This window comes from Streptomyces sp. NPDC096323 (genome assembly GCF_040302845.1).
Taxonomy (GTDB): domain Bacteria; phylum Actinomycetota; class Actinomycetes; order Streptomycetales; family Streptomycetaceae; genus Streptomyces.
Genome location: NZ_JBEOSI010000008.1, coordinates 1 through 6,116 on the forward strand (window position 1 = coordinate 1; position 6,116 = coordinate 6,116).

5 protein-coding genes are annotated in these 6,116 nt (G+C 71.8%); 1 reads left to right on the top strand and 4 read right to left on the bottom strand.

Annotated features, from left to right (window positions below; genetic code table 11):
• The first annotated feature begins 139 nt into the window (after positions 1-139).
• The gene (locus tag ABTX18_RS22260) at positions 140-1,030 is read left to right on the top strand and encodes an LLM class F420-dependent oxidoreductase (protein ID WP_352124470.1); all 891 of its coding nucleotides are present in this window, start codon (positions 140-142) and stop codon (positions 1,028-1,030) included.
• 135 nt (positions 1,031-1,165) lie between these two features.
• Here the strand turns inward: ABTX18_RS22260 and ABTX18_RS22265 are convergent, their stop codons facing one another.
• From ABTX18_RS22265 to ABTX18_RS22280, 4 genes are all read right to left on the bottom strand, one after another.
• Entirely contained in the window at positions 1,166-1,615 is a 450-nt protein-coding gene (locus tag ABTX18_RS22265) for a spore-associated protein (protein WP_352124471.1), read from the bottom strand.
• Between the two features lie 128 nt (positions 1,616-1,743).
• Positions 1,744-2,916 carry a serine hydrolase domain-containing protein gene (locus ABTX18_RS22270; protein ID WP_352124472.1) on the bottom strand — a complete coding sequence of 391 codons (1,173 nt, stop codon included), beginning with the start codon at positions 2,914-2,916 and terminating at the stop codon, positions 1,744-1,746.
• A 124-nt stretch (positions 2,917-3,040) separates the two neighbouring features.
• A complete protein-coding gene (locus ABTX18_RS22275; protein ID WP_352124473.1) occupies positions 3,041-4,294 on the bottom strand; it encodes an amidohydrolase in 1,254 nt (417 codons plus the stop codon).
• A complete protein-coding gene (locus ABTX18_RS22280; RefSeq protein ID WP_352124474.1) occupies positions 4,254-5,999 on the bottom strand; it encodes an isocitrate lyase/phosphoenolpyruvate mutase family protein in 1,746 nt (581 codons plus the stop codon). Before ABTX18_RS22280 ends, ABTX18_RS22275 begins: the two co-directional genes overlap by 41 nt.
• Between the last annotated feature and the right edge of the window lie 117 nt (positions 6,000-6,116).

Sequence of the window (6,116 nt, forward strand, 5' to 3'; positions counted from 1 at the left end):
GGTCATAACGTCGCAGTCGTTCCTCAAGACGGAACTGACCGGCGCGGGCTACGGCACCTCCGGCCACCTGATGACGGTGATCGGCTTCACCGAGGTCGCCGAGGGGGAATAGGGCGCGCGCTTCCCTGTTGATCACGGTATGACTTCTAAACCACGTCAGGCGTTCGGGCAGGTCGGCATCTGGAGCAGCGCCCTGCACCCGTCGCGCGCCGACGACACGGGAAAGGCCGCCATCACCGAGGCGGTCGCCGAGCTCGAGGAGCTGGGATACGGCACGCTGTGGATCGGAGGCAGCCCCTCTCCCGAGGACGCCGCCGCGGTCGTCGCCGCGACCCGTTCGGTCACCGTGGCCACCGGCATCCTCAGCATCTGGGACCACTCCGCGACGGACGTGGCGGCCAGTATCGCGACGCTCGACGCGAGCGCCCGTGGGCGGCTCGTCCTCGGCCTGGGGGTCAGCCACGGCCCGATGGTGCCGCAGTACGCGAAGCCGTACAGCGCCATGGTCGCCTACCTCGACGCGCTGGACTCCGCTCCCCGGCCCGTGGATTTTGGCCATCGTGTGCTGGCGGCGCTCGGCCCGAAGATGCTGAGGCTCTCGAAGGACCGGGCGCTGGGCGCGCACCCGTATCTCGTCACCGCCGAGCACACGGCGGAAGCCCGTGAGGCCCTCGGCCCGGGCGCCCTGCTCGCCCCGGAGCTGTCCGTCGTACTCGACACGGACCCCGACCGGGCCCGCACCACGGCGCGGAACATGCTCGCGATGTATCTGCAACTGCCGAACTACACCGACAACCTGCTGCGCCTGGGCTTCTCGGAGAGCGACTTCGATGACGGCGGAAGCATCCGCCTCCTTGACGCGCTCTTCGCCCTGGGCGACGCCGGGCAGGTGAAGGCGCGGACGCGGCAGTATCTCGACGCCGGCGCCGATCACGTCGCCCTTCAGGTACTCACAGCCGACCAGGACGGTGGCGGGCTCCCGCGAGCCGAGTGGCGGGCCCTGGCCGAGGCATTCGGGGACGAGCTCTAGCGGGCCGTCCCGAAGGCAGAGCACCACGAACGCCGTCACCGCCGCCTCGCACCCGTCGACCGGGAGGTGCGAGGCGGCGGCCGGGCCGGCTCACCGCGCATGGGCCGGTGGGCGCGGCGACGTGCCTTGCCCGCGTCAGCGGATCTCGGTGACCCGGTGTTCGATCCGCGCGGCGCAGTTGGAGTTGTCCACGGACACGTACACGTTGGCGATGTTGCCGCCCCAGCTCACGCAGTGGGCCTTGCCGTAGACGTAGGCCGGTCCCGCGTACGACGTGTAGTTCCCGTGGTCATCGGCATACTCGTCGGTGTCGGGCACGTAGATGTACGTGGACATCTCCTTCGCCGTGCCCGGGTTCGTACGGATGGTGACGACGCAGTTCTTCCCGTTCGAGGAGTTGTACGTCAGGTAGACGGTGCCCAGCGAGCCGATGGGCGCGGAGTTCACCGTCTTGTAGGCGCTGCCGCAGACCTTCTGCGGTGTGACGTTGGGGGCGGCGGAGGCAGCCGTGCCGCTCGCGACCGTGGCACCCGCCACCAGCACGCCCAACGCCCCGATGATCCCGACTTTACGCATGCTTCTCACATATCCCCCTTGTGTCTCCAGGAGCGGTTTGCTCCTACTTGGTGTGACCCATGGGTGACAGAGATGGTTGTGCCGGTCACACCGCGGATTCCGCAGGACGGGGGTGGGGACATCTGCCCCGCCCCCGGTTACCGCTTGCGCAGCAGGGCGCAGACGAAGTTCTCCTCCACGGTCCGCAACCGCTTCAGCAGTCCGGGCTTGTTCGTCCTGTTGACCTGAGTGGTGAGGGAGAAGGTCAGCGACCGCTTGCCGTCCGGGGTGGCGGCGATCAGTTGCGTGTAGCCGGGGAAGTTGCCCGTGTGGCCGTACACCACACCGCAGCGGGTGGTGTACCGGAAGATCGCCAGGCCGGCCTTGTTCTCGCCCGGGCCCGCGGGCTCCGACGCACCGTTCACCCAGTCCAGCTGACGGCGGCGGGTCCGGTCGGAGATGAGCTTTCCACCCGCGTAGGCGCGGACGAATGCCGTCATGTCCTTCGGTGTCGAGACGATCCCGCCCGACGCCCACACGCCCGACGCGCTCAGCACCTCGCTGACGTCCTCGGGCGGGTCCGGCGGGACGACGTCGTAGCCGTGCATGTACGGCTCGGGCATCCGGTAGCCCTGCGGCAGGCTGGTGCCGCGCAGACCGAGCGGGCGGTATACGAGCCGGGCGAGCAGATCCTCGTAGCGGCGTCCCGTCACCGCCTCGGCCATCAGTGCCACGGCGATGTTGTCGGAGTTGGAGTAGGCGTACCGGGTTCCCGGACGGAAGTTCAGCGGCTCGGCGGCGACGAAGTCCAGCAGCCGGCGGGAGTCGAAGTGGCGGCGGGGGTCCGCGCTCAGCAGGGAGACGAACTCCGGGGCCTGGCTGTAGTCCGGCAGCCCGCTGGTGTGGTTCAGGAGCTGCCGCAGCGTGACCCGGTGCCAGGCGCGGGGCAGTCGGGGCAGCACCCGGCCGATGGTGTCGTTCAGGCGCAGCTTCCCCCGGTCGACGAGCTGGAGGGAGACCGCGCCGCTGTACGCCTTGGCCGTGCTGGCGATGCGCATGTGGTCGGTTGCCTCGATGGGACGGTCGGTGACCGTGTCGGCGACACCGGCCCGGAAGATCTCGGTGCGGGGCCCGCGGGTGAGAACGGCGATCACTCCGGGCGGCCCGCCGGGCGCGTCGGTCAGCTCCTGCAACTGCCTGCGCAGTGCGCGGTCGTGGTCGGCGGGGATGTCGGCGGCGTGGGCCGGGGAGTGCAGCAGCCCGGCCGTGCAGGCGGCGGCGAGCAGGGCGACAAGGGGCAGGCGGAGCTGTGCGGAGCCGGGGAGCGGCACGGGATACTCCTGAGAGGTGAGCGCGGTGGAACGCCAGCTTCGCCCGGCGCTCCGCACGCCGCTTGCGGGCCTGCTCCATCCGGCCGTCCGCCGGACAGGCCCGAGGGGCCAGGGTGGACCGCTGTCAGGCTTTTCCGAGCCAGACCAGCGCCGCCACGACCAGCGCTTCCACGCCGGTGCTCAGCGTCGGCTCGATGACCGGTGCGAAAGACGGGGAGTGGTTGCTCGGCAGCTCGTCCATGCGTCCCTCGGTGAATGCGGCAACCGTCGACTCCGTCTCCAGCCCGCCCCAGAACCAGAACACCGTCGGCACACCGAGCTCGTCACCGAACACCCCCGCGTCCTCGCTCGCGTTCACCTGCGGCATCGGCAGGATCCGCTGTGGGCCGAAGTGTTCGGAGAACGCCGCCACCGTCTTCCTCGTGGCCGCCGGCTCGCTGACGAGCGCGGGTGCGGACGCGAGCCAGGTGAAGTCCGGGGCCTTCTTCGCACCGCTCGTCCGCGACTCCCCCACCACGATGCGCTCCACCGCGCTGCGGACCAGGTCGCGCACCGCCGGGGTGAACGAGCGGATATTGACACCGAGTTCGGCGGATTCCGGGATGATGTTGTCCTTCGTGCCGGCCTGCAGCCGCCCCACCGTCACCACGGCGGTCTCCGCGGGCGGGACCTCGCGGGCGACGATGCCCTGAAGCCGGGTGACCACGTTCGCCGCCATCAGCACCGGATCGATAGCCGCCTCCGGCCTGGATCCGTGACCACCCCGGCCGTGAAGGGTGATGTTCACCGAGTCGGCGGCCGCCATCACGGGCCCGGTGCCGTAGCCGATGAATCCGGCCGGCAGGGGTCCGACGTGCTGGGCCAGGACGATCTCCGGCCTGGGGAAGCGTTCGAACAGCCCGTCGTCGACCATCCCCCGGGCGCCGATGACCAGTTCCTCCGCCGGCTGGAACACCACCAGCAGTGTGCCGCTCCACTGTTCTCGTGCCTGCGCCAGCAGCGCGGCGGCCCCCGTCAGGCAGACGGCGTGCATGTCGTGCCCGCAGGCGTGCATCACCGGCACCTCATGGCCGTCGCCGTCCACGGCGCGGACCGTGCTGGCGTACGGCAGCCCGGTCTTCTCCTCCACCGGCAGGGCGTCGAAGTCCGCGCGCAGCATCACCACCGGCCCGTCCCCGTTGCGCAGGACGCCCACCACGCCGGTGACACCGACCTTCTCGACGACCTCGTCGAAGCCCCCGTCCCGCAGGCGCCGGGCCAGCAGTGCCGCGGTCCGGGTCTCCTGCAGCGACAGCTCCGGGTAGCGGTGCAGATCCCGGTAGAAGTCGGCCAGGTCCTCAACGATCCGCGGCAGACCCTCGGTCACCGTAATGGCCATGTCCCGTTCCTCCTGCCGGCCGGTCCGGGAACCGTACCTTTCCGCCGGACGGAACGCATGGCGGAACCGCCAGTGCCTGGACGTCGGCGTAGGACGGGGCGCTCAGGTCCGTCGGCCGTCCGTCCCGGAGGCCGGTCGCCGTAGCCACGGCCGCCGCCAGCGCCCTGCGGTAGAGCAGCGAGCCGAGGCTGACCCTGCCCACGCCCAGCGCGGCCAGTTCGGGAAGTGCGGGCCCGGCCTGTGTGTACAGGATGTTCAGCGGTACGACGATCGTCGAGGTCAGCTCGGCGATCGCATCCGGATCCGACAGCCCCGGTACGAAGACACCGTCGGCGCCGGCCTGCTCGTAGAGAGCGAGGCGTGTCGCGGTCTCGTTCTCCTGGCGGGCAGCCCAGTGGGTGTCGGTGCGGGCGTTGACGAACAACGCGGGAACCGCGCGTTTGACGGCGGCGATCTTCGCCGCGTGCAGCTCCATCGGTGCGAGTGTTCCGTCGGGGCGGCCGTCCTCGAGGTTGATGCCGGCCGCACCCGCCTCGTGCAAGGCCCGCGCCAGCTCGGCCACTTCCGCCGCATCGTCGCTGAACCCGCCTTCGGCGTCGACGGTGAACAGGAAGCGGCCCTTACCCAGGCGACGGGCCAGCGTCAGGGTCGCCGCAGCCGTCGCGGCCGCCCCGTCCGGCAGACCGGCGGCAGCGGCGACGCCCAGACTGGTGGTGCCGACGGCGGCGAAGCCCTCGGCGGCCAGTGCGGCTGCGGAGGCGTAGTCCCAGGCGTTGGGCAGCAGCAGTGGGACCCCGCGGCGGTGCAGGCGGGCGAACGGGGTGAGCGGGCGCCGGAGCAGTCCCTCGGCCAGCGCGAGGGCGTGGGCGCGTCCGGGGCACGGACGCGGCGGGGCGCCGAAGGTGAGAGGCACCGGGTGTACGCGGTTGGCGGTCGCCAGGTCGAGGAGGACCACGTCGCCTTCGGCGATCTCGCGGCCCGCGACCCGGGTGGACCGGACGGCGACGCGACGCATGCCCCGTACCGGAGGCAGATCCCGCAGAACCCGGGACAGCGGAAGACCATCGCTGCGGGATGCGGATTCGACGAGCGCTGCCGTCGCCTCGCACGCCTGGACCAGCAGACCGATGCGGGCGGCTGCGGCCTCCAGCGCGGCCGCTTCCGACGTCGGCGCGGGGTCCTGAGAAACGCGTTCCCCTCCAGGCGCCGGTTTCTGAGGGGCTGCTTCCCGCATCGCCGCGGGTTCCCGAGGGGCCGCTTCGGACGCCGGCGCCGGCTCCTCCCGCGCGGGGGCGGACAGCCGGCCCACCAGCCAGGCCACTGCCTCGTCGGCGGCTGGGTCCTCGCCGCCGAAGTAGGCCCCGGCCACCACGGTCACGGCTTCCGCCACGGCTGTCGGCTGCGGCATTCCGAGGGCCTCGGCAAGAGTACGTACCACCCTCGCCCGGGTCTCTCCCCCCGGCGCCGCGGTCGCCGCCTCCAGCAGGGATTCGGGCCGCAGGCGGGCCAGGTCGGCCTCGACCAGGGCCCGCCGCCGCCGATGCGGCTCGCCATGACTGAACCGGGCCACCGTCGCGCGCAGCCAGGCGACACTCGCCCCGGCCGGGCCCTCGGCCGCGGCCGGAAGTCCGGGGACGAGCGCCGGGTCGGCGAGGGCTGCCCGTACGTCCTCGAAGCGATCGAACTCGTGCGTCGTGTGCGTCATGGCTCCGACGCTACGGCCGGGGGGGGGGGGGGGGCGCCCCCCCCCCCCCCCCGCCGCGCAGTGTTCATGTGGGGGGTAAACGACCCCCCCGCCCAGCACGGCCCCCCCACCCCCCGC

What these genes read in the sequence shown, in the direction of transcription:
- ABTX18_RS22260 (WP_352124470.1), top strand. Translation starts at nt 140, where the DNA reads ATGACTTCTAAACCACGTCAGGCGTTCGGGCAGGTCGGCATCTGGAGC.
- ABTX18_RS22275 (WP_352124473.1), bottom strand. Translation starts at nt 4,294, where the DNA reads ATGGCCATTACGGTGACCGAGGGTCTGCCGCGGATCGTTGAGGACCTG.
- ABTX18_RS22280 (WP_352124474.1), bottom strand. Translation starts at nt 5,999, where the DNA reads ATGACGCACACGACGCACGAGTTCGATCGCTTCGAGGACGTACGGGCA.